Origin of the sequence: Streptomyces desertarenae, from assembly GCF_042681365.1 — a bacterium.
GTDB classification, from domain to species: domain Bacteria; phylum Actinomycetota; class Actinomycetes; order Streptomycetales; family Streptomycetaceae; genus Streptomyces; species Streptomyces desertarenae.
In genome coordinates this window covers 259,942-280,782 of sequence record NZ_JBHUFU010000009.1, presented here as the reverse complement: position 1 = coordinate 280,782, position 20,841 = coordinate 259,942, and the positions used below count along the sequence as shown (strand labels likewise).

The following is a 20,841-nucleotide window of genomic DNA, read 5'->3' as shown; positions in this document are numbered from 1 at the left end:
TTCGCCGAGGTGCTGGGGGTGCCCGGGGTCGGGGTGGACGACGACTTCTTCGCCCTGGGCGGCCACTCCCTGCTGGCCACCCGGCTGGTCGCGCGGATCCGCAGCACGCTCGGCGTCGAGCTGGGGGTCCGGGAGGTCTTCGAGACGCCGACGGTGGCCGGGCTGGCCGCCGCACTGTCCCGGGCGGGGGAGGCCGGGCCCCGGCTGCGCCCCGCCGACCCGCGGCCCGGGCGGCTGCCGCTCTCCTACGCCCAGCAGCGCCTGTGGTTCGTCCAGCAGCTGGAGGGGCCGGGCGCCACCTACAACATCCCGCTGGCGCTGCGGCTGACCGGGCCCCTGGACGCGGCCGCCCTGCGCGCCGCGCTGGCGGACGTGGTCGCCCGGCACCCGAGCCTGCGCACCGTCTTCGCCGAGGACGAGCACGGCCCGCACCAGATCGTCCTGGCCGCCGCCGACGGCCCCGCCCCGCTCGCCGGCCCGGTCCGCACCGACGAGGAGGAGCTCCCCCGCCTCCTGCGGGAGGCGGCCGACCACGAGTTCCGGCTGGACGCCGAACCGCCGCTGCGCACCCACCTGTTCGCCACGGCACCCGACGAGCACGTGCTGCTGCTGGTCATGCACCACATCGCCACCGACGCCTGGTCGCAGCGGCCGCTGATCACCGACCTGGCGGCCGCCTACGCCGCCCGCCGCGCGGGCCGGGCCCCGGCCTGGCCGCCGCTGCCGGTCGAGTACACCGACTACGCCCTGTGGCAGCGGGCCCGCCTGGGAGACGAGCGGGAGGCCGGCAGCGAACTGGCCGCGCAGCTGGCCTACTGGCGGGACGCCCTGGCGGGCTCCCCCGAGGAGCTGGCGCTCCCCGCCGACCGGCCCCGCCCCGCCGCCCCCTCCCACCGGGGGGACAGCGTGCCGATCCTGGTCCCGCCGGCGGTGCACGGGCGGGTGGCCGAGCTGGCCCGGGAGCACCGGGCGACGCCCTTCATGGTGGTGCACGCGGCGCTGGCGGCGCTGCTGACGCGGCTGGGGGCGGGGACGGACGTGCCGATCGGTTCGCCGGTGGCCGGGCGCACCGACGACGCGCTGGAGGACCTGGTGGGGTTCTTCGTGAACACGCTGGTGCTGCGCACCGACACCTCGGGCGACCCGAGCTTCGCGGAGCTGCTGGAGCGGGTGCGCGCCACCGACCTGGCGGCCTACGCCCACCAGGACCTCCCCTTCGAACGGCTGGTGGAACTCCGCGACCCCGAGCGCTCGCTCGCCCGCCACCCGCTCTTCCAGGTGGCGCTGAACTTCGACACGGCCGAGACGGCCGGAGCGCGCGACACCGCACCCGGACTGGACGGGCTGACCGTGCGCAGGGAGCGGCTCGGCGTCACGACGTCGAAGTTCGACCTCACCTTCGCGCTCACCGAGACCCGCACCCGCGACGGCGGCGCCGGCGGACTGCGCGGCGTGCTGGAGTACAGCACCGACCTGTTCGACCGCAGGACCGCCCGGCACCTGGTGGAGCGGCTCGGCCGGGTGCTGGAGGCCGTCGTGGAGGCGCCCGGCACCGCCCTCGGCGAGATCGACGTCCTGCTGCCGGGCGAGCGCGAACTCCTGGCGGGCGCGTGGAGCGAACCCGACCCCGGGCCGGTCACCACGGCCGGACCCGCCGCGGACGGCGTCCGCTTCCCGGACCTGTTCGAGGCGCAGGCCGCCCGCACCCCGCACGCGCCGGCGGTCCGCGACGGCGGCCGGGAGGTCACCTACGCCGAGCTGAACACCCGGGCCAACCGGCTGGCCCGGCTGCTCGCCGGGAGGGGGGCCGGCCCCGAGGACACCGTCGCGGTCCTGCTGCCGCGCGGCGCCGGGCTGATCACCGCACTGGTGGCGGTCCAGAAGGCCGGGGCCGCCTACGTCCCCCTGGACGCCGAGCTGCCCACCGGCCGGATCGCCCACATGCTGGGCGACGCCGGGCCGGTGCTCACCGTGACCCTCACCGGGATGCGGGACGCGCTCCCGGCCGGGGCGGGCCCCGTGGTCTGCCTGGACGACCCGGCCACCGAGGCCGCGCTCGCCGGGCTCGACGGCGCCGACTGCACCGACGCCGACCGCCGCGCACCGGCCGGGGACCGCGATCCGGCCTACGTCGTCTACACCTCGGGGTCCACCGGCACACCGAAGGGCGTCGTCGTCGAGCAGCGGTCCCTCGCCGCCTTCCTGGTGCGCTCGGCCGCCCGGTACCGCGGCGCCGCGGGAACCGCGCTGCTGCACGGCTCCCCGGCCTTCGACCTCACGGTGACCACGCTGTTCACCCCGCTGGTCGCCGGCGGCTGCATCGTGGTGGCGGACCTGGACGCGGCGGAGGGCGACGCCCCGGACCGGCCCGACCTGCTGAAGGTCACGCCGTCCCACCTCGCCTTCCTGGACGGGATCGCCTCCTGGGCGGCACCCGCCGCCGACCTGGTCGTCGGGGGCGAGCAACTGACCGGAGCCCGGCTGGCCCGGCTGCGCGCGGCGCACCCCGGGATGCGCGTCTACAACGACTACGGGCCCACCGAGGCGACCGTCAGCTGCGCGGACTTCGTGCTGGAGCCGGGCGACGAGCTGCCCGCGGACGCCGTGCCGATCGGGCGCCCCCTGGTGGGGCACCGGCTGTTCGTCCTGGACGAGCGCCTGCGCCCGGTGCCGGCCGGTGTCCCCGGCGAGCTGTACATCGCCGGCGTGGGGGTGGCCCGCGGCTACCTCGGCCGGCCGGGGATGACCGCGGAGCGGTTCGTGGGCTGCCCGTTCGGGGAGCCGGGGGAGCGGATGTACCGCACCGGCGACCTGGCCCGCTGGCGGTCCGACGGAAACCTGGAGTACCTCGGCCGCGGCGACGGCCAGCTGAAGGTCCGCGGCTTCCGCATCGAACCGGGGGAGATCGAGGCGGCGCTGCTCGACCGCCCGGAGATCGGCCAGGCCGCCGTCGTCCTGCGCGGGGAACGCCTGGTCGCCTACGTCGCGGCCACGGACGCGGAGTTCGACCCGGCCGCGCTCCGGGAGGGGCTCGCCGCCCGGCTGCCGCGGTACATGGTCCCGGCCGCGGTCGTCCGGCTGGACGCCCTGCCGCTGGCCCCCGGCGGGAAGCTCGACCACAGGGCGCTGCCGGAGCCGCCGGCGCCCGCGGACGCCCCGCACGACCGCAGGCCGCCGCGGGACGCGTGGGAGCGCGTGCTGTGCGAGGCGTTCCAGGAGGTGCTCGGGGTCGCGGAGGTCGGAGCCGACGACGACTTCTTCGCGCTCGGCGGCGACAGCATCGGCTCCATCCAGCTCGTCGGCCGGGTCCGCAGGGCGGGCGGCCGGATGACCGTCCGCGACGTCTTCGAACGGCGGACGCCCGCCGCGCTCGCGGCCCGCTCCCGGCAGGGCGGAGCGGCCTTCGAGGTGCTCGGCGGCCGGGCCACCGGCCCGGTGCCGCCCACGCCGATCAGCTCCTGGCTGGCCGAACTCGGCGGCGCGGCCGAGGGCTACAACCAGTCCGTGCTGCTGCGCGTCCCGGCCCAGGCGGACGGGGCCGTCCCCGTCGGCGCCCTCCAGGCGCTGCTGGACCACCATGACGCGCTGCGGATGCGGGCCGAGCCGGCGGCCGGCCACTGGCGGATGGAGATCGGCGAGGCGGGCGGTGTGGACGCGGCCGCCGTGCTGGAGCGGGTGCCGGCGGCGGACGTCCCGCAGGCGGAGCTGGACCGGCTGGTCCGCGCGCACTGCGCCGCGGCCCGCGAACGGCTCGCCCCGCAGGAGGGCGCCGTGCTGCGCGCCGTCTGGTTCGACCGGGGGCCGCGGGAGCCGGGCTACCTCGCGCTCGTCGCCCACCACCTGGTCGTGGACGGGGTGTCCTGGCGCATCCTCACCGCCGATCTCGGCCGGGCGTGGCAGGCGGTCGCCGACGGCCGGGAGGTCCGGCTCGACCCGGTGGGCACTCCGCTGCGGGTCTGGGCGCAGCGGCTGGCGGAGCTCGCCGCCGACCCGCGCCGCGCCGACCGGTGCGCCTACTGGGAGGAGCAGGCGGCACGGCCCCGGGAGGCCGGCCGCCTCGACCCGGCCGTGGACGACAGGAGCACCGAGGAGGCCCTGTCCCTGACCCTCCCGGCCGGCACCACCCGGGCCGTGCTGGGCCCGGTGCCCGCCGCACTGGGCGTGGGGGTGACCGAGGTCCTGCTGGGGACGTTCGCCGCCGCCGTGCGGCGGTGGCGTCCGGCGGAGGCCGCGGACGGCGTCACGGTGGACCTGGAGGGCCACGGCCGCGAGGAGGAGGTCGTCCCCGGGGCCGATCTCTCCCGCACGGTCGGCTGGTTCACCGCCGCCCACCCGGTCCGGATCCCGGCCGCCGGGCCGGACGACGACCGGGCCGGCGCGCTGCGGGCGCTGGCCGGGACGCTGGGCCGGGTGCCGGACGCCGGGCTGGGCTACGGCATGCTGCGGTACCTCAACCCGCGGACCCGGGAACGGCTCGCCTCCCTCCCCGCGCCGCGCTTCGGCTTCAACTACCTGGGCCGGTTCGGCGACCCGGGCGCGGACCGGGACGGGGCCGCGGAGGCCCCCTCCTGGTCGCCGGTGGGCAGCGGGGTCGCGGGCCAGCCCGCGGGGCTCCCGCTCGCCCACGAGATCGAGGTCAACGCGGTCGCCGCCGACGGCCCCGACGGCCCCCGCCTGATCGCCACCTGGTCCTGGGCCGGCCGGCTCCACCGGGAGGAGGACGTCCGGGAGCTGGCCGGGCTGTGGTTCCGGGAACTGGACCAGCTCGCCTCCGCCGAACGGTCCCCGGCCGCCGGCCCCCCGCCCCCGGCGGATCCAGCCCCCCTGGTCGAACTCTCGGACGCCGAACTCGACCAGCTCGAAGCAGAGTGGAAGGCCGACTGATGCGCCGATCCCTACAGGACGTCCTGCCCCTTTCCCCGCTGCAGGAGGGCCTGCTCTTCCACAGCGAGTACGCCGGCGACGAGGCCGTCGACGTCTACACCGTCCAGACCGAGGTGGAACTGCACGGGCCGCTGGACGTGCCGGCGCTGCGCGCGGCCGCCGAGGCGCTGCTGCGGCGCCACGACAACCTGCGGGCGGGTTTTGCGACCCGCGCCCTGAAGGACCCCGTGCAGTTCGTCCCCAGGGAGGTCGAGCTCCCCTGGGAGGAGGCCGACCTGCGCGCGGCCGGCGATCCGGAGGCGGAGGCGGCACGGCGGCTGGACGAGCACCGCTGGCGCCGCTTCCGGCCCGCCAAGCCGCCGCTGGTGCGGTTCCTGCTGCTGCGCACGGCGCAGGACCGCCACCGGTTCGCCCTCACCAACCACCACATCCTGCTCGACGGCTGGTCGATGCCGGTGCTGCTGCGCGAGCTCATGCTGCTCTACCGCACCGGCGGCGACGCCTCCGCCCTGCCGCCGGTGCGCCGCTACCGCGACTACCTGGCCTGGCTGGACCGCCGCGACGAGCGGGCGGCGCAGGACGCCTGGCGGCGCGCGCTGGAGGGCCTGGAGGCCCCCACCCTCGTCGCCCCGCGGGCCGACCGGGCGGCGGAGGCGCCGCAGTGGCTGGACTTCGAACTGCCCGCGGCGGCCTCGGCCGGGCTGACCCGGGCCGCCCGCGGCGCCGGCCTCACGCTCAACACCGTCGTGCAGGGGCTGTGGGCCCTGACCCTCGCCCGCACCACCGGCAGCCAGGACGTGGTGTACGGCGTGGTCGTCTCCGGCCGGCCACCGGAGCTGGACGGTGTCGAGTCCATGGTCGGCCTGTTCGCCAACACCGTCCCGCTGCGGGCCCGGATGCCCGTGGACGAGCCGCTGACGGACTTCCTCCGGCGGTTGCAGCGCGAGCAGAGCGCGCTCCTGGACCACCAGCACGTGCGGCTGGCCGACATCCAGCGCCTGGTCGGCCAGGGCGAGCTGTTCGACTCGGTGATGGCGTTCGAGAACTACCCGGCCGGGCCCGCGGAGGTGCCCCCCGGCGACTCCTCCGCCGCGCCGGGGCGGGTGCGCGCGGTGGCGTCGAGGATGCGCGACGCCATGCACTACCCGCTCGGCCTGCTCGCCTCCCCCGGCCCGCCGGTGCGGTTCCGCCTGGGCCACCGGCCCAGCGCGGTGACGCCGCGCCTGGCGGCCGCCCTGCGCGACCGCCTGCTGCGGCTCGTCGACGCCTTCCTGGCGGCCCCGGACCTGCCCCTGGGGCGGCTCGACGTCCTCGACGACGCCGAACGGGCCCTGGTACTGGAGAAGTTCAACGACACCGCGCGCGAGGTCGAGGACACCACCGCCACCGAGCTGTTCCTCCGGCAGGCCGCCCGCACCCCCGGGCGGACCGCCGTGGAGACGGCCGACCGCAGCATCGGCTACGCCCGGCTCGCCGACCGCTCCGGCCGGCTGGCCCGCCTGCTGGTGGAGCGCGGGGCGCGGGCCGAGCGGTTCGTCGCCCTGGCGCTGCCGCGCTCGCCGGAACTGGTCGAGGCCGCGCTCGCGGTGTGGCAGACCGGCGCCGCCTACGTGCCGGTCGACCCCGGCCACCCGGCCGACCGGGTGGCCCGGCTGCTGCGGGAGGCCGAACCGCTCCTCACCGTCACCACCGCCGACCTGGCCGGCCGGCTGCCGGCGGACCTCCCGCTGCTGGTCCTGGACGCTCCGCGGACCGTCGCCGCACTGGAGGAACTGCCCGGCGGCCCGCTGGGCGACGGCGAGCGCCCCTCGCCGCCGGACCCGGGGAACGCCGCCTACGCCATCTACACCTCCGGCTCCACCGGACGGCCCAAGGGTGTGGTGGCCACCCACCGGTCCCTCGTCGGCTACCTGCTGCGCGGCTCGCAGGAGTACCCGTCCGACGGACGCTCCCTGGTGCACTCGCCGGTCTCCTTCGACCTCACGGTCGGCGCCCTCTACGTCCCGCTGGTCAGCGGGGGCACGGTCCGCCTCGCCTCCCTGGACGACGAGCCGGTCCTGCGCCCCGGCGAGGCGCCCCCGGACTTCGCGAAGGTGACCCCCAGCCACCTCCCGGTCCTCGAAGGGCTGCCGCGGGAGGTCAGCCCGACCGCGGCGATCACCTTCGGCGGCGAACAGCTCACCGGCCGGCACCTGCGGCGGTGGCGCGCCGACCACCCGGACGTCACCGTCTACAACGTCTACGGGCCCACCGAGACGACCGTGAACTGCTCCGAGCACCGGATCGCCCCGCGCGACCCGGTCGCCGACGGCCCGGTGCCCATCGGGCGGCCGCTGTGGAACACCCGCCTGTTCGTCCTCGGCCCCGGCCTGGTCCCGGTGCCGGTCGGCGTCCCCGGCGAGCTGTACGTCGCCGGGGCCGGCCTGGCCCGCGGCTACCTCCGCGACCCGGGCAGGACCGCCGAGCGCTTCGTGGCGTGCCCCTACGCCGCCGGGGAGCGGATGTACCGCACCGGCGACCTCGTCCGGTGGAACGAGGACGGCCTGCTGGAGTACCTCGGCAGGGCGGACGACCAGATCAGCCTGCGGGGCTTCCGGGTGGAGCCCGGCGAGGTGGAGGCGGCGCTGGCGGCCCACCCCGCCGTGCGCCGGGCCGCGGTGGTGATGCGGGAGGACGCGGCGGGGGACGCCCGGCTGGTCGGCTACGTCGTTCCCGCCGGGGAGGACGCCGGGGACGGCGCGCGCCCCTCCGCCCCGGCCGGATCCGGCACCGGGCTGCCCACCGCGCAGATCACCGAGCACCTGCGCCGGATGCTGCCGCCCTACATGGTTCCCTCGCACCTGGTCGAACTGCCCGCGCTGCCCGTCACGCCCAACGGCAAGATCGACCGCGCCGCGCTGCCGGAGCCCCCCGCCGCGGGCGACTCCGCCGGGGGAGCGCCCAGATCCCCCCGCGAGGAGATCCTGTGCGGGCTCTTCGCCGACGTGCTCCGGCGCCCGCAGGTCTCCATCGACGACGACTTCTTCGCCCTGGGCGGCCACTCCCTGCTGGCCACCCGCCTGGCCAGCAGGGTGCGGGCGGCCCTGGACGTGGAGCTGCCGGTGCGCCGGCTCTTCGAGCACCCCACGGTGAGGTCCCTGTCCGCACTGCTGGACTCCCGCGGCGGCGGACGCCCGCCGGTGAGGCCGGCGGAGCGCCCGGAGCGCGTCCCGCTCTCGTACGCCCAGCAGCGGCTGTGGATCCTGCACCGGCTCACCGGCCCCGACGCCACCTACAACATCCACCGGGCCCTGCGGCTCGACGGCGACCTCGACGTCCGGGCGCTGGAGGCCGCGCTGCACGACGTGGCAGAACGGCACGAGACGCTGCGCACCGTCATCGCCGAAGGCGCCGAGGGCCCGTTCCAGAAGGTGCTGCCGGCCCGGCGGACGGACGAGCGCCTCACCGTCCTGCCGGTGGCCGAGGAGGAGGTGGACCGCACCGTCGGCGAGCTGGCGGCCCACCGCTTCGACCTGGAGGCCGAACCCCCCATGCGGGCCTGGCTGCTGGAGACCGGCCCGCGCAGCCGGGTGCTCGTGCTGGTGCTGCACCACATCGCCAGCGACGGCTGGTCGGGCAGGAGGCTCCTGCGCGACCTGTTCACCGCCTACACCGCACGCCGCGCGGGCCGGGCCCCGAACTGGCGGCCGCTGCCGGTGCAGTACGTGGACTACGCCCTGTGGCAGCGGCGGTTCCTCGGCGACCCCGCGGACCCCGGCAGCACCGCCGCCGCCCAGCTGGAGTACTGGGAGCGGCAGCTGGCCGGCCTGCCGGAGGAGCTGAGGCTGCCGGCCGACCGGCCGCGTCCGGCCGCCCCGTCCCGCACCGGCGGCCAGGTCTGGCTGACGCTGCCCGCATCCGTCCACACCGCCGTGGCCGACCTGGCCCGGGCGTGCCGGGCGAGCGTGTTCATGGTCGTCCAGGCCGCCGTCGCGGCCTTCCTCACCCGGATGGGCGCCGGGGAGGACATCCCCGTCGGCACCCCGGTGGCCGGGCGCACCGACGAGGCGGTGGAGGACCTGGTCGGATTCTTCGTCAACACCCTGGTCCTGCGGACCGACACCTCCGGCGACCCCGCGTTCGCCGAGCTGGTCGGGCGGGTCCGCGAGACCGCGCTGGCCGCCTACGCGCACCAGGACCTGCCCTTCGAACAGCTGGTGGAGCGCCTGAGCCCGGCCCGCTCGCTCGGCCGGCACCCGCTCTTCCAGGTCGCCCTCTCCTGCAACAACACCGAGGAGCAGGTGGGGCGCCAGGGCTCCCCGCCCCCCGGACTCGCCGTCAGACCCCACCAGGTGGAGACTGCGCGGTCGAAGTTCGACCTGATGTTCACCTTCCTGGAGGGCCACGGGGAGGACGGGCGGCCGGCCGGGATCGAGACCGCCCTGGAGTACAGCGCCGACCTCTTCGACAGGGAGACCGCGCAGGACCTGCTGGAGGGGTTCGGCCGGATGCTGGCGCTCTGGGCGGCGGACCCGGGCAGCCCCATCGGAGCCCGGGAGCTGCTCGCGGCCGACGAGCGGCACACGGTCGTGGCCGAGTGGAACGCCACCCGGCGCGCGGGCCTGGTCGCGACGCTGCCGGAGATGTTCCAGGAGCAGGTCGCCCGGACTCCCGGCGCCCCGGCCCTGGAACACGGCGGCCGCGGGCTGACGTACGCCGAGCTCAACGCCCGGGCCAACCGGCTGGCCAGGGTGCTGGTGCGGCGCGGCGTCGGCCCCGAGCGCCGGGTGGCCCTGCTGATGCCCCGCTCCCTCGGGCAGGTCACCGCGCTGCTGGCGGTGCTCAAGGCCGGCGGCGCCTACGTGCCGGTGGACCCCGGCCACCCGGAGGAGCGCATCGCCTTCATGCTGCGCGACAGCGCCCCCGCGCTGGTTCTGGCGGCCGAGCCGTACGCGGCGGGACGCGGGGAGATCGCCGGGGTCCCGGTCCTGGTGCCCGGCGACGGACCGGCCGGGGCGGAGTCGGACGGGCCGTCCGCCGCCGACCTCACCGACGGGGACCGGAACGCCCCCCTGACCGCCGGCAACGCCGCGTACGTCGTCTACACCTCCGGCTCCACGGGCCGCCCCAAGGGCGTGGTGACCGAGCACCGCGGCCTGCTGTCGCTGGCGGTGGCGCAGCGGGAGCGGTACCCGGTGCGGGCCGGCAGCCGTGTGCTGCAGCTCGCGTCGCCGTCCTTCGACGGCGCCGTGCTGGAGCTGCTGATGGCGCTCACCACCGGAGGGACGCTGGTCCTGGCCGACCGGCCGCTCCTGGCCGGGGAACTGCTCGGCGAGACCATCGCCGCGCGGCGGATCAGCCACGCCTTCATCCCCCCGGCGGCGCTGACCGGCCTCACGCCCGAGGGACTGGACTGCCTGCGCTGCCTCGTCGTCGGCGGCGAGGCGGTCACGGCCTCGGTCGTGGACCGCTGGGCGCCCGGCCGGCGCATGCTCAACGTCTACGGCCCGACCGAGGCCACCGCGGTCACCCTGACTAGCGAGGCCCTCTCCCCGGGCGGACCGGCGCCCGCCATCGGCACGCCCGTGCCCAACACCCGGGCCTACGTGCTCGACGACCGGCTGCGGCCGGTGCCCCCCGGAGTGACGGGCGAGCTCTACCTGGCCGGCGCGTCGCTGGCGCGCGGCTACGGCGACCGCCCCGGGCTCACCGCGGCCCGCTACGTCGGCTGCCCGTTCGGGGAGCCGGGGGAGCGGATGTACCGCACCGGCGACCTGGTGCGCTGGGACCGGGAGGGGCGAATCCACTACGTGGGCCGCGCGGACGAGCAGATCAAGCTGCGCGGCTTCCGGGTGGAGCCCGGCGAGGTCCAGGCCCGGCTCACCGAGCACGCCGCCGTGCGGGAGGCGGCCGTCGTCCTGCGGGGGGACGAGCCGGGGGAGCGGAGACTGGTGGCCTACGCGGTGCCGGCCGACGGCCTGCCCCGGCCCACCGCCGCGGAACTGCGGGCCCACCTGGCCGCCCTCCTGCCGCCCTACATGGTGCCCTCGGCCTACCTGGTGCTGGACGCCCTCCCGGCCAACGCCAACGGCAAGCTCGACCGGGACGCCCTGCCCGAACCGGAACCGCTCGCCGAGGAGGGCGGCCGGCCGCCGAGCGACGAACGGGAGGCCGCCCTGTGCGAGGTGTTCGCCGAGGTGCTGGAGCGCGAGTGGATCGGTGCCGACGACGGGTTCTTCGAGAACGGGGGGCACTCGCTGCTGGCCACCCGGCTGGTCACGCGGATCCGCGAGCGCCTCGGGGTGCCCGTCGCCGCGCGGGACCTGTTCGAGGCGCCGACGGCGGTCGGCCTGGCCGAGCGCATCGGGCGGGGCGCCGAGCGCCGCGCCCCGGCGCCCCTGCTGACGCTGCGGGGGCGCGGCGACCAGCCGCCGCTGTTCTGCGTCCACCCGGCCGTCGGCCTGGGGTGGGCGTACGCGGGCCTCCTCCAGCGGCTCCCCGCGGACGTCCCGCTCTACGCGCTGCAGGCCCGCACGCCCGCCGGCGGCGGGCTGCCGCGCAGCATCGAGGAGATGGCCGGCGACTACGTCCGGCTGGTCCGCGCCGTCCGGCCGCACGGGCCGTACCGGCTGCTCGGCTGGTCGCTGGGGGCCCACGTGGCCCACACCATGGCCGGCCTGCTGGAGCGCGACGGCGAGCGGGTGGACCTGCTCGCCGTGCTGGACGCCTACCCGCCCCACCGCACGGGGAGACCCGGCCAGGAGGGGACGGAGGCCGAGATCGTCGCGGCCAACCTGCGGGAGTCGGGGTTCGCCTGGGAGGAGGCGGAACTGCGCGGCGGACGTTTCCCGCTGGAGCGGTTCCGCGCCCACCTGCGCCGGATGGACAGCTCGCTCGGCCACCTGGACGACGGCGAGTTGACGGCGGCCAAGGACGTCTACGTCAACAACGTACGGCTCATGCGGTCCCACACCCCCGGACGCGTCCGCTGCGGGATCGTGCTGATGACCGCGGAGCGCTCCCGCAGCCTCGACCCCGGGGCGTGGGACGCGCACACCGAGGAGGGCGTCGAGGTGCACCGCGTCGACGCCGCCCACATGTCCATGCTCACCGAACCGACGTCGGTCGCCGAAGTCGGCCGCGTCCTGACCCGCCGACTGGACTCCCTGCGGGGAGCCGACACGAAGAAACGAGAGGTGTGAACGATGACCAACCCCTTCGACGACGCCGAGGGCACCTTCCACGTCCTGGTCAACGACGAGGGCCAGCACTCGCTGTGGCCGAACTTCGTGGAGGTCCCGGCGGGCTGGCGGGCGGTGGTGGAGGACCGCCCCCGCCAGGAGTGCCTGGACTACATCGAGGAGAACTGGACCGACATGCGCCCCAAGAGCCTCGTCGAGGCCATGGAGGCCCACGAGAAGGCCGCGGCCGCGGCCGAGTGACCGGGCCCCGGGCGGGCGGACCCGACGGTACCCCGCCCGCCCGCGGACCCCGGCGCGGGGCCCGGCGACCGTGCCGGCCCCCGCGCGGCGCACCCGCACCCGGCGGCCGGGGCCGGGTCCGCTTCCCCGGCCCGCGCACCGCACACCGACCGACCACCCGGTCCTCAGGGCCGCCGACGACCACCCCCCGAGGGAGCCTTCGATGCCGACGACACGGATCAACGGGATCGCCCTGGACCACGACCGCACCGGCAGCGGCCCGCCCGTCCTCCTGATCATGGGGAGCGGCGCCGCCAAGTCGGCCTGGCACCTGCACCAGGTGCCCGCGCTGGTCGCCGAGGGCTTCGAGGCCGTCACGTTCACCAACCGCGGCGTCCCTCCCAGCGGAGGCGGCCCCGGCTTCACCCTCGGCGACATGGCGGCCGACACCGTCGGCCTGATCGAGCACCTCGGCATCGGCCCCTGCGCGGTCGTGGGGATGTCCCTGGGGGCCAGGGTCGCGCGCGAGGTCGCCCGGACCCGCCCCGACCTGGTCTCCCGGTGCGTCCTCGTGGCGCCGCGGGCCCGCTCGGACCGGATGAGGGCCGCCTGCACCGCCGCCGAGATCGCCCTCGCCGACAGCGGCGTCACCCTGCCGCCGCGCTACCGCGCGGTGGTGCGGGCGATGCAGAACCTCTCGCCGCGGACGCTCGCGGACGACCGGCAGATCGCCGACTGGCTGGACGTCCTCGAACTGGCGGCGGCCGACGGACCCGGCCTGCGCACCCAGCTGGAACTCAGCGCCGCCGACGACCGCGGGGAGGACCTGGCCCGGATCACCGCCCCCTGCCGGGTGATCGCCTTCGCCGACGACATCGTGGCGCCGCCGCACCTGGCGAAGGAGATCGCGGACGCCCTGCCCGAGGCCGACTACCACGTCGTCCCCGACTGCGGCCACTACGGCTACCTGGAGCGGCCCGACCGGGTCAACCGGCTCATCACCGAATTCCTCCGCGCACCCCAGACCACACAGGGATGAAAGAGCACACCATGGAACCGATCACTCCCTGGCGGCCCGCCGAGATCAGCCCGGGCAGCCACTCCCTCCCCGCCACCGCCGACGCCCTGGCCGACTTCCTGCGGGACTCCGAGCGGATCGCCGGGCTCCTGGCCGCCCACAAGGTGCTGGTCCTGCGCGGTTTCGGCGTGGGCCCGCAGGAGCTGGAGAAGATCATGCCGCTCCTGCTGCCGGACCGCCTGGCGTACGTCTTCGGCAACTCCCCGCGCACCAAGGTGGGGCGCAACGTGTACACCTCCACGGAGTACCCGCAGGAGTTCACCATCTCGATGCACAGCGAGATGTCCTACGCCGCGCAGTGGCCCGCCCGGCTGCTGTTCTACTGCGAGCGGGCGGCCGGGAGCGGCGGCGCCACACCGGTGGTGGACAACGCCGCCTGGTACCGGGCGCTGGACCGGGAGGTCCGCGAGGCCTTCGCGGGCGGCCTGCGCTACACCCAGAACCTGCACGGGGGGCGGGGCCTGGGCAAGAGCTGGCAGGACACCTTCGAGACCGAGGACCGGTCCGAGGTCGAGGACTACCTCTCCCGGAGCGGCGCCACCTGGCAGTGGAATGCGCGCAACGGGCTGCGGGTCAGCCACGTCCGGCCCGCGACGATCGAGCACCCGGAGACGGGGGAACCGCTGTGGTTCAACCAGTCCGACCAGTGGCACCCGGCCACGCTCGGCGACGAGGCCGCCGCCGCGCTGATGGAGATGCTGCCCCCGGAGGAGCTGCCCCAGTCGGTGGCCTTCGCCGACGGCACCCCGATACCGGCCGACTACGTGCGGCAGGTGCGCGACCGCGGACTGGAGCACGCGGTGGACAACGACTGGCGGGCCGGTGACCTGATGCTCGTCGACAACGTCCAGGCGGCGCACGGCCGCAGGCCGTTCACCGGTGACCGCCGGGTCCTGGTCGCCATGTCGGACTAGCCGGCGCGCCGCGGACCGGCGCCGCGGGCGGCCGCCGCCCGCCTCCAGCCCCCAGCCCCCAGCCCTCAGGAAGGCCGCACGAATGAGCATCGCCCTCGCCGACGTGGAAGGCGTGAACAGGCACGAGACCGAGTTCCTCTACGACGAGATCTTCACCCGCCGCGGTTACCTGCCGGAGGCGCTGCACCTGCCGGAGGACCCCGTCGTCTTCGACGTGGGGGCCAACATCGGCATGTACACCCTCTTCGTGAAGTCCGAGAGGCCCGGCGCCACGGTCCACTCCTTCGAGCCGGTCCCCTCGGTGTACGAGGTCCTGTGCCGCAACCGGGAGCGCCACGGCGTGGCGGGGCTCGCCTGCCCCTACGGCCTCGCCGAGAGCGAGCAGGAGGTCGAGTTCACCCACTACCCGGGCTACTCGACCATGTCCACGCGCAGCACCCTGGCGGACACCGAGGCGGAGAAGGCGTTCGTCCGGGAGCAGGTGCGGACCGACCACCTGCCCGAGGCCGAACGGATGCTGGACGAACTCCTGGCCTTCAGGTTCCGGGAGCAGACGGTGCGCTGCCGGCTCCGTCCGCTCTCCGCGGTCCTCGACGAGCACCCCGTGGACCGGATCGACGTGCTGAAGATCGACGTGCAGCGCGGCGAGCAGCAGGTGCTGCGGGGCATCGAGGAACGGCACTGGCCGCTGGTGCGCCAGATCGCGATGGAGGTGCACGACAGTCCCGGCGGCGCCACCGCCGGCCGGCTCGGAGCGGTGACCGACGGGCTGGAGCGGCGCGGGTTCCGCGTCCAGGCCGTGCAGGAGGACCGGTACGCGGGCAGCGACCGCTACTCCGTGTTCGCCGTCTCGCGGCACCACGGCGGCCGGGACGCGGCGGGGCCCTCCTGAGGCACCCGCCGGCCGGGGCCCCGGCGCGACCGCCGCGCGGGGCGCCCGCCGGGCCGCAGACCCGGACCACCCTTCTCCAACCCCCTCGGAGGGACGACATGAACCCCGAAAGCCGCTTCGAACTGTCCGACGCCGAGCGCGCCGACGTCGCGCTCCTGGCGGAGGAGCTGACGCGCACGCCCCCCGGCCTGGTGGACGAGCGGGAATGGCTCGACCGGTGCCGCAGCCTCTCCTGCCACCTGCCCGCCCGCCTCCAGGACCGGCTCCGCGCCTTCCGCCACGACCCCGGCCGCGCGGGCATGCTGCTCATCCGCAACCTGCCCGCGGCCGGGTCCGTGCCGGACACCCCGCGGGAGGGCGACTCGGTGGAGCGCAGGGCGACACTGAGCGCCTCGGTGCTCTGCGCCGTCTCCATGGAACTGGGCGAGGTCGTGGCCTACCGCAACGAGAAGCAGGGGGCGCTGGTGCAGAACGTGGTGCCCGTGCCCGGCCGGGAGGACCAGCAGTCCAACGCCGGCTCCGTCCCGCTGGAGATGCACACCGAGAACGCCTTCCACCCCCACCGCCCCGACTACGTCGGGCTGCTGTGCGTCCGCAGCGACCACGACCGGACCGCCGGACTCCGGGTAGCCTGCGTCCGCGCCGCGATGGAGCACCTGGACGCCGGGACGCGCGAGACCCTGCGGCGCCCCCTGTTCACCACCGAACCGCCGCCCTCCTTCGAGCGCCCGGACAGCGGGACCAAGCCGCACGCCGTGCTCACCGGCGACGTGGAGGACCCGGACATCCGCATCGACTTCCACGCCACCCACGCGACGGACCCGTGGGGCAGGCAGGCCATGGACGCCCTGGCCGACGCCGTCCGCGCGGTTTCCGAGGAACTCGTCCTGGACCCGGCCGACCTGGTGTACGTGGACAACCGCGTCGCGCTGCACGGGCGTACGGCCTTCACCCCGCGCTACGACGGCGAGGACCGCTGGCTCCAGCGCGCCTTCGTCCACCTGGACCACCGGCGCTCCCGGGCCGTGCGCTCGCTGCACGGGCGCGTGCTGAGCTGATGGCGGCGGACGGAGCGATCCATGCCGCCGGTCTGCACAAGCGCTTCGGAGCCGTCCACGCGCTCCGGGGCGTGGACCTGACGGTGGCCCAGGGCGAGATCATGGGCCTCCTGGGCCACAACGGCGCGGGGAAGACCACCCTCGTCAACATCCTGTCCACCCTGACGCCCCCCACGTCGGGCACCGCCTCGGTCGCCGGCTTCGACGTGGCCGGGCGCCCCGAGGAGGTGCGCCGGCGCATCGGCGTCACCGGGCAGTTCGCCTCGCTCGACGAGCAGCTCTCCGGCTACGACAACCTCGTCCTGGTGGCCCGGCTGTGCGGGGCCTCCCGGGCGCAGGCCGGGGACCGGGCGGGCGAGCTGCTGGAGGCCTTCGGGCTCCGAGGCGCCGGGCAGCGGAAGGCGGTGACCTACTCGGGAGGCATGCGCCGCCGGCTGGACCTGGCCCTGGGGCTGGTCGGGCGCCCCGACGTGCTGTTCCTGGACGAACCGACCGTCGGGCTGGACCTGCCCAGCCGCATCGGCCTGTGGGAGATGGTCGAGGAGCTCACGCGCGGCGGGACCACCGTCCTGCTCACCACGCAGTACCTGGAGGAGGCGGACCGGCTCGCCGACCGCATCACCGTCCTGGGAGCGGGCCGGGTCCTCGTCTCCGGCACGGCGGCCGAGCTGAAGTCGCGGGCCGGCAGCGGTTCCATCTCGCTCAGGCTCGAACCGCACGGAGATCCGGCCGCGGCCGCCGGCGCCCTGCGCCGGGCCGGGTTCCCGCCCAGCGTGGCGGCCGCCCGGCGCGAGCTGACGGTGCCGGCGGGCGGTTCGGCGGACCTGGCCGCGGTGATCCGGGTGCTGGACACCGTCGGGCAGAACGTGACCGAGATCCGCCACTCGGAGCCCTCCCTGGACGACGTCTACCTCGCCCTCACCGGAGCGGAGCCCCACGGCCCCGGCCCGGCGGAGGCGGCGCGCCGGGCGGCTCCCCCGAAGGCGCACCGGCCCACCGGCGACACGCAGGAGACCACGTGAACGCACCGCGGACGATGGCACCCCCGGCCCGCCCCGCCGCGGGGCCGCGCGGCCCGCGCTGGAGGCCGACGGGCAGAGCCGCGCAGCTGCGGATCCTCACGGCGCGCCAGATCCGCCTGGTGTACGCCGACCGCAGGGTCGTGCTGTTCAGCGTGGCCCAGCCGGTGGTGATGCTGCTGCTGATCAGCCAGGTCTTCGGCAGCCTCGCGGACCGCTCCATCCTCCCGCGGGGCGTGTCCTACATCGAGTTCCTGCTGCCGGCCCTGCTGGTCACCACCGGGATCGGCACCTCGCAGTCCGCGGGGGTGGGTCTGGTGCGGGACATGGAAGGCGGGATGGTGCGCCGCTTCCGCGTGCTCCCGCTGTCGCTGCCGCTGGTCCTGGTGGCGCGCTCGATCGCCGACCTGACCCGCTCGGGGATGCAGCTGCTGGTCCTGGTGGCCGGCGGCCACCTGCTGTTCGGGTACCGGGCCGGGGGAGGGCCGGGGGGCCTGGTGGCGGCGCTGCTGCTGTCCACCCTGGTGATCTGGGCCCTGATCTGGATCTTCATCGCCCTCGCCGCGTGGCTGCGCAAGGTGGAGGTGCTCTCCAGCATCGGCTTCTTCGTCAACTTCCCGCTGATGTTCGCCTCCAGCGCGTTCGTGCCGATCGAGGTGCTGCCCGGCTGGCTGGCGGCCGTCGCCACCGTCAACCCCGTGAGCTACGCGGTGGAGGCGTCCCGGAGCCTCGCACTGGGAGGGCAGGTCGGGAGCGAGGTGCCCGCGGCGCTGTGCGCGGGCCTCGGCCTGATGCTGGCGATGATGCTGCTCGCCGCCCGCGCCTTCCGCCGGCCGCCCGACGAGTGACCGTGCCGGCCCGGGGAAGCGGCCGCGCCGGCTCAGAGCGCGCGACGGCGCCTCCGGCGCCACCACACGACGCCGACCACCAGGACGGCCGCCACGGCCAGCAGCGCCCACACGATCCTGGTGACCACGGTCTCGGCCTCCCGCACGGAGGCCGAGACCAGCGACCCCGCCGACACGTAGAGCGCGGACCACATCGCGGCCCCGGCGAGCGAGGCCGGCAGGAAGCGGAAGTAGCGCACCGAGCCCACTCCGGCCGTCGCCGGGGTGAGCGTGCGCACGACGGGCAGCAACCTGGTCAGGAAGACGGCGGTCGCCCCGTACCGGTGGAAGAGCGCCTGGGCGCGGTCCCAGTGCTGCTGGCCGATCCGCCGCACCAGGCGCGTGTCCCGCATCCGCTCCCCGTAGCGGATTCCGAGGAAGTAGCCGATGTGGTCGCCGGCCGAACTGCTGACCGCCACGACGAGGAAGAGCGCCAGCAGGGAACGGGTCCCCTCCGTTCCGGCACTCAGCACCAGGACCGCGACCTCACCGGGGACGAACATGCCCGCTCCGAGGCCCGATTCCGCGAAAGCGAACGCCGAGGCCAGTGCGAATCTGGAGGCCGGATCCATCTCCGACACCGCTGTCAGCACATCGTGGATCCATGCCATGGCAGTCCTGAACCGCCTCTCCTCGCTCGTGGTGCCCGGTACGGATTCTGCTGTGCGGGACGCGGCCACCGGCTCCGGCGGCGCCCGTTCCCCGGAACTCCCGCATCCTTCTCCGGGAAGAAGTCGAAATGTCTTTCGGGTGGACGCCGGGTGACGGGGGCCGGTGCGGCACGGGGTGTCCCGGCTTTCGTGTGGACCGGCATCCCGCGCTCACGGTGGACAGTAGGGCGGCTTCCCGGTTTCGCCGGAAACACCCCCGGCCGATGGGCGCACGCCCGGGAGAAGGGCGAATGTGCGCCAATGTACCAGGCGGCCCGCCGGCGGACCCGCTCGTCCGGCCCGGCCGGAACCGGCCGCGGCGCCCGCGCCCCGGCCTGCTCCGGCCGGGCCGGCCCCGCCCGCGGGGCGCGGGGACCCACCGGTCGGAGCCGGCGGGGGGCGGAACTCCCCGGGGCATGTCCGCCCGCACCGGAGGCGATTGATGGAATGTTGGATTCCGGGTACGGGAATCCGGAGGAACGCCCGCGGCGGGGTTCAACGGGGAGCCCGGCCGATTGCCCGCGGTCCGGTGTTCCGGTGATATGGGGGATTCGGTCCCCCGAATCCCATGTCCGGCGCCCTGTGCCCGTTGGGCACGGATACTCATGAATCGCGCTGCCCGGAATTTCCAACCCAGGTGAATCACCTCTTCCGCGGAGTTCGCGGCGCCGGCGGCAAGGGCGCGGTTGCGCTGCGCCCATCGGAGGACGACCGGTCACAATGCCGAGTCGAAAGCGCCCTTGACGCGGGGATCGAACTCCTGACAGGGTGCAACGGTGTCACTGCGGACCGGACTGGCCGGGCACCGGTGCCCCGGAATTTCGTCAATCGCGCACGTCGGTGCCGCGGATGGGATTGCGGGCCGTTTGCGAGCAGCGGAGGATATCCGCCCCGCATGCGGTACGGGTGGTCGACGATGAAAACCATCGAATGACCGGATTGGTGGAAATGCAGGCGGATGCACTGGCGGAGACGGATTCCTACTTGCCGTCCATGACCCTCGAAGACTATCTGCGGGACGCGGTGCCGGCCCACCCGGTCCTGAAGGCGGCCGTGGACTTCGGCCGCCCGGGCGCCGACAAGGCGCTGAGGGCGCTGGCCGCGACGACGACCGAATTCGACTCCGACGACACCGGACGCGGCGACTCCTATCGCCGGGCGCAGCGGAACTCGTCGGTCCGCTGGCGGGGCATACGGCAGCTCCTGGAACTGGCCGCCCCCTCCGGCGCGGCGGCCCCCCACATCGTCCTGGACGTCCTCGGCGGGGACGGGACCATCGCGCGCGCCGTCCACGAACACGCCCCCGACCTGCGGGACCGCGTGAGCATCCTGACGGGCGACCTCTCCGGCGACATGGTCGAACGGGCCCTCGCCCAGGGCCTGCCCGCCGTCCGGCAGGCGGCGGACCACCTCTTCCTGGGGGACCGCACCGTGGACGCGGCGCTGCTCGCCTACGGAACCCACCACATCGCGCCGCAGGACAGGCTCAACGCGGTCACCGAGGCCCTGCGCGTCGTCAGGGACGGAGGCCGGGTCGTCCTGCACGACTTCGACGACGCCAGCCCCATGGCGCGCTTCTTCACCGACGTCGTCCACCCCCACACCACGGCGGGCCACGACTACCGGCACTTCTCGCGCGGATCGTTGGCCGAGCTCTTCGAGGAGGCCGGGACGCCGGCTCGCATCGTCGACCTGTACGACCCGCTGGTCGTCCGCGGCGACACGGAGGAGGACGCCCGCCGGCGCATGTGCGAGTACGTGGCCGACATGTACGGAGTCGGGGAGTTCTTCGCCGCGCAGGGCGGGACCGACGCCCGCTGGCGGATCCTGGAGCGGTACTTCGGGCACGAGGACTACCTGGCGGGCCTGCCCGCGGAGGTCGACTTCACACCGCGCCCCGTCGTCCACCGCTCCCGCGGCGCCTACGTCGCCGAGGTGCCCCGCGCGGCGATGGTCGCCGTCGCGCGGAAGGCCGCGTGACCGCGCGGTCCGCCGCCGGGACCGGCCGGACCCGGGGCGCTGCGGCCCGGCGGCGGGAGGCCGCGTGAGACCGGACGCC

General features: G+C 75.6%; 11 protein-coding genes. 10 read left to right on the top strand and 1 reads right to left on the bottom strand.

The genetic code is table 11. The features are described from left to right. The 9 genes from ACFSJS_RS17310 to ACFSJS_RS17270 form a co-directional block, all read left to right on the top strand. A partial coding sequence (locus ACFSJS_RS17310) for an amino acid adenylation domain-containing protein (protein WP_417823975.1) occupies nucleotides 1–4,884 on the top strand: 4,884 nt, incomplete at its 5' end. Further along, the gene (locus ACFSJS_RS17305) at nucleotides 4,884–12,065 is read left to right on the top strand and encodes an amino acid adenylation domain-containing protein (protein WP_380901285.1); all 7,182 of its coding nucleotides are present in this window, start codon (nucleotides 4,884–4,886) and stop codon (nucleotides 12,063–12,065) included. The genes ACFSJS_RS17310 and ACFSJS_RS17305, both read left to right, overlap by 1 nt. Before the next feature lie 3 nt (nucleotides 12,066–12,068). Beyond that, a complete protein-coding gene (locus ACFSJS_RS17300) occupies nucleotides 12,069–12,305 on the top strand; it encodes an MbtH family protein (protein WP_380901283.1) in 237 nt (78 codons plus the stop codon). Between the two features lie 202 nt (nucleotides 12,306–12,507). Beyond that, a complete protein-coding gene (locus tag ACFSJS_RS17295) occupies nucleotides 12,508–13,323 on the top strand; it encodes an alpha/beta fold hydrolase (protein WP_380901281.1) in 816 nt (271 codons plus the stop codon). An 11-nt stretch (nucleotides 13,324–13,334) separates the two neighbouring features. Then, nucleotides 13,335–14,276 carry a TauD/TfdA family dioxygenase gene (locus ACFSJS_RS17290; protein ID WP_380901279.1) on the top strand — a complete coding sequence of 314 codons (942 nt, stop codon included), beginning with the start codon at nucleotides 13,335–13,337 and terminating at the stop codon, nucleotides 14,274–14,276. Nucleotides 14,277–14,358: 82 nt separating this feature from the next. Continuing rightward, nucleotides 14,359–15,168 carry an FkbM family methyltransferase gene (locus tag ACFSJS_RS17285; RefSeq protein WP_380901277.1) on the top strand — a complete coding sequence of 270 codons (810 nt, stop codon included), beginning with the start codon at nucleotides 14,359–14,361 and terminating at the stop codon, nucleotides 15,166–15,168. A 98-nt stretch (nucleotides 15,169–15,266) separates the two neighbouring features. Then, complete coding sequence (locus ACFSJS_RS17280; protein WP_380901275.1) at nucleotides 15,267–16,226, top strand: TauD/TfdA family dioxygenase; 960 nt, start codon at nucleotides 15,267–15,269, stop codon at nucleotides 16,224–16,226. After that, nucleotides 16,226–17,248, top strand: a complete 1,023-nt coding sequence (locus ACFSJS_RS17275; protein ID WP_380901273.1) for an ABC transporter ATP-binding protein — start codon at nucleotides 16,226–16,228, stop codon at nucleotides 17,246–17,248. The genes ACFSJS_RS17280 and ACFSJS_RS17275 overlap by 1 nt, the downstream gene beginning before the upstream one ends. After that, on the top strand, nucleotides 17,245–18,093 hold the full coding sequence (locus ACFSJS_RS17270) for an ABC transporter permease (RefSeq protein ID WP_380901271.1): 849 nt from the start codon (nucleotides 17,245–17,247) through the stop codon (nucleotides 18,091–18,093). Before ACFSJS_RS17275 ends, ACFSJS_RS17270 begins: the two co-directional genes overlap by 4 nt. A gap of 32 nt (nucleotides 18,094–18,125) precedes the next feature. Here ACFSJS_RS17270 and ACFSJS_RS17265 read toward each other — a convergent pair whose 3' ends face one another. Beyond that, nucleotides 18,126–18,635 (bottom strand): DedA family protein, encoded by a 510-nt coding sequence (locus ACFSJS_RS17265; RefSeq protein ID WP_380901269.1) that lies wholly within the window; start codon nucleotides 18,633–18,635, stop codon nucleotides 18,126–18,128. A gap of 1,140 nt (nucleotides 18,636–19,775) precedes the next feature. On the opposite strand from ACFSJS_RS17265, the gene ACFSJS_RS17260 reads away from it, so the two are divergent. Further along, entirely contained in the window at nucleotides 19,776–20,762 is a 987-nt protein-coding gene (locus tag ACFSJS_RS17260) for a class I SAM-dependent methyltransferase (RefSeq protein ID WP_380901267.1), read from the top strand. Nucleotides 20,763–20,841 lie beyond the last annotated feature (79 nt).

What these genes read in the sequence shown, in the direction of transcription:
- ACFSJS_RS17305 (WP_380901285.1), top strand. Translation starts at nt 4,884, where the DNA reads ATGCGCCGATCCCTACAGGACGTCCTGCCCCTTTCCCCGCTGCAGGAG.
- ACFSJS_RS17300 (WP_380901283.1), top strand. Translation starts at nt 12,069, where the DNA reads ATGACCAACCCCTTCGACGACGCCGAGGGCACCTTCCACGTCCTGGTC.
- ACFSJS_RS17295 (WP_380901281.1), top strand. Translation starts at nt 12,508, where the DNA reads ATGCCGACGACACGGATCAACGGGATCGCCCTGGACCACGACCGCACC.
- ACFSJS_RS17290 (WP_380901279.1), top strand. Translation starts at nt 13,335, where the DNA reads ATGGAACCGATCACTCCCTGGCGGCCCGCCGAGATCAGCCCGGGCAGC.
- ACFSJS_RS17285 (WP_380901277.1), top strand. Translation starts at nt 14,359, where the DNA reads ATGAGCATCGCCCTCGCCGACGTGGAAGGCGTGAACAGGCACGAGACC.
- ACFSJS_RS17280 (WP_380901275.1), top strand. Translation starts at nt 15,267, where the DNA reads ATGAACCCCGAAAGCCGCTTCGAACTGTCCGACGCCGAGCGCGCCGAC.
- ACFSJS_RS17275 (WP_380901273.1), top strand. Translation starts at nt 16,226, where the DNA reads ATGGCGGCGGACGGAGCGATCCATGCCGCCGGTCTGCACAAGCGCTTC.
- ACFSJS_RS17265 (WP_380901269.1), bottom strand. Translation starts at nt 18,635, where the DNA reads ATGTTCGTCCCCGGTGAGGTCGCGGTCCTGGTGCTGAGTGCCGGAACG.
- ACFSJS_RS17260 (WP_380901267.1), top strand. Translation starts at nt 19,776, where the DNA reads ATGACCCTCGAAGACTATCTGCGGGACGCGGTGCCGGCCCACCCGGTC.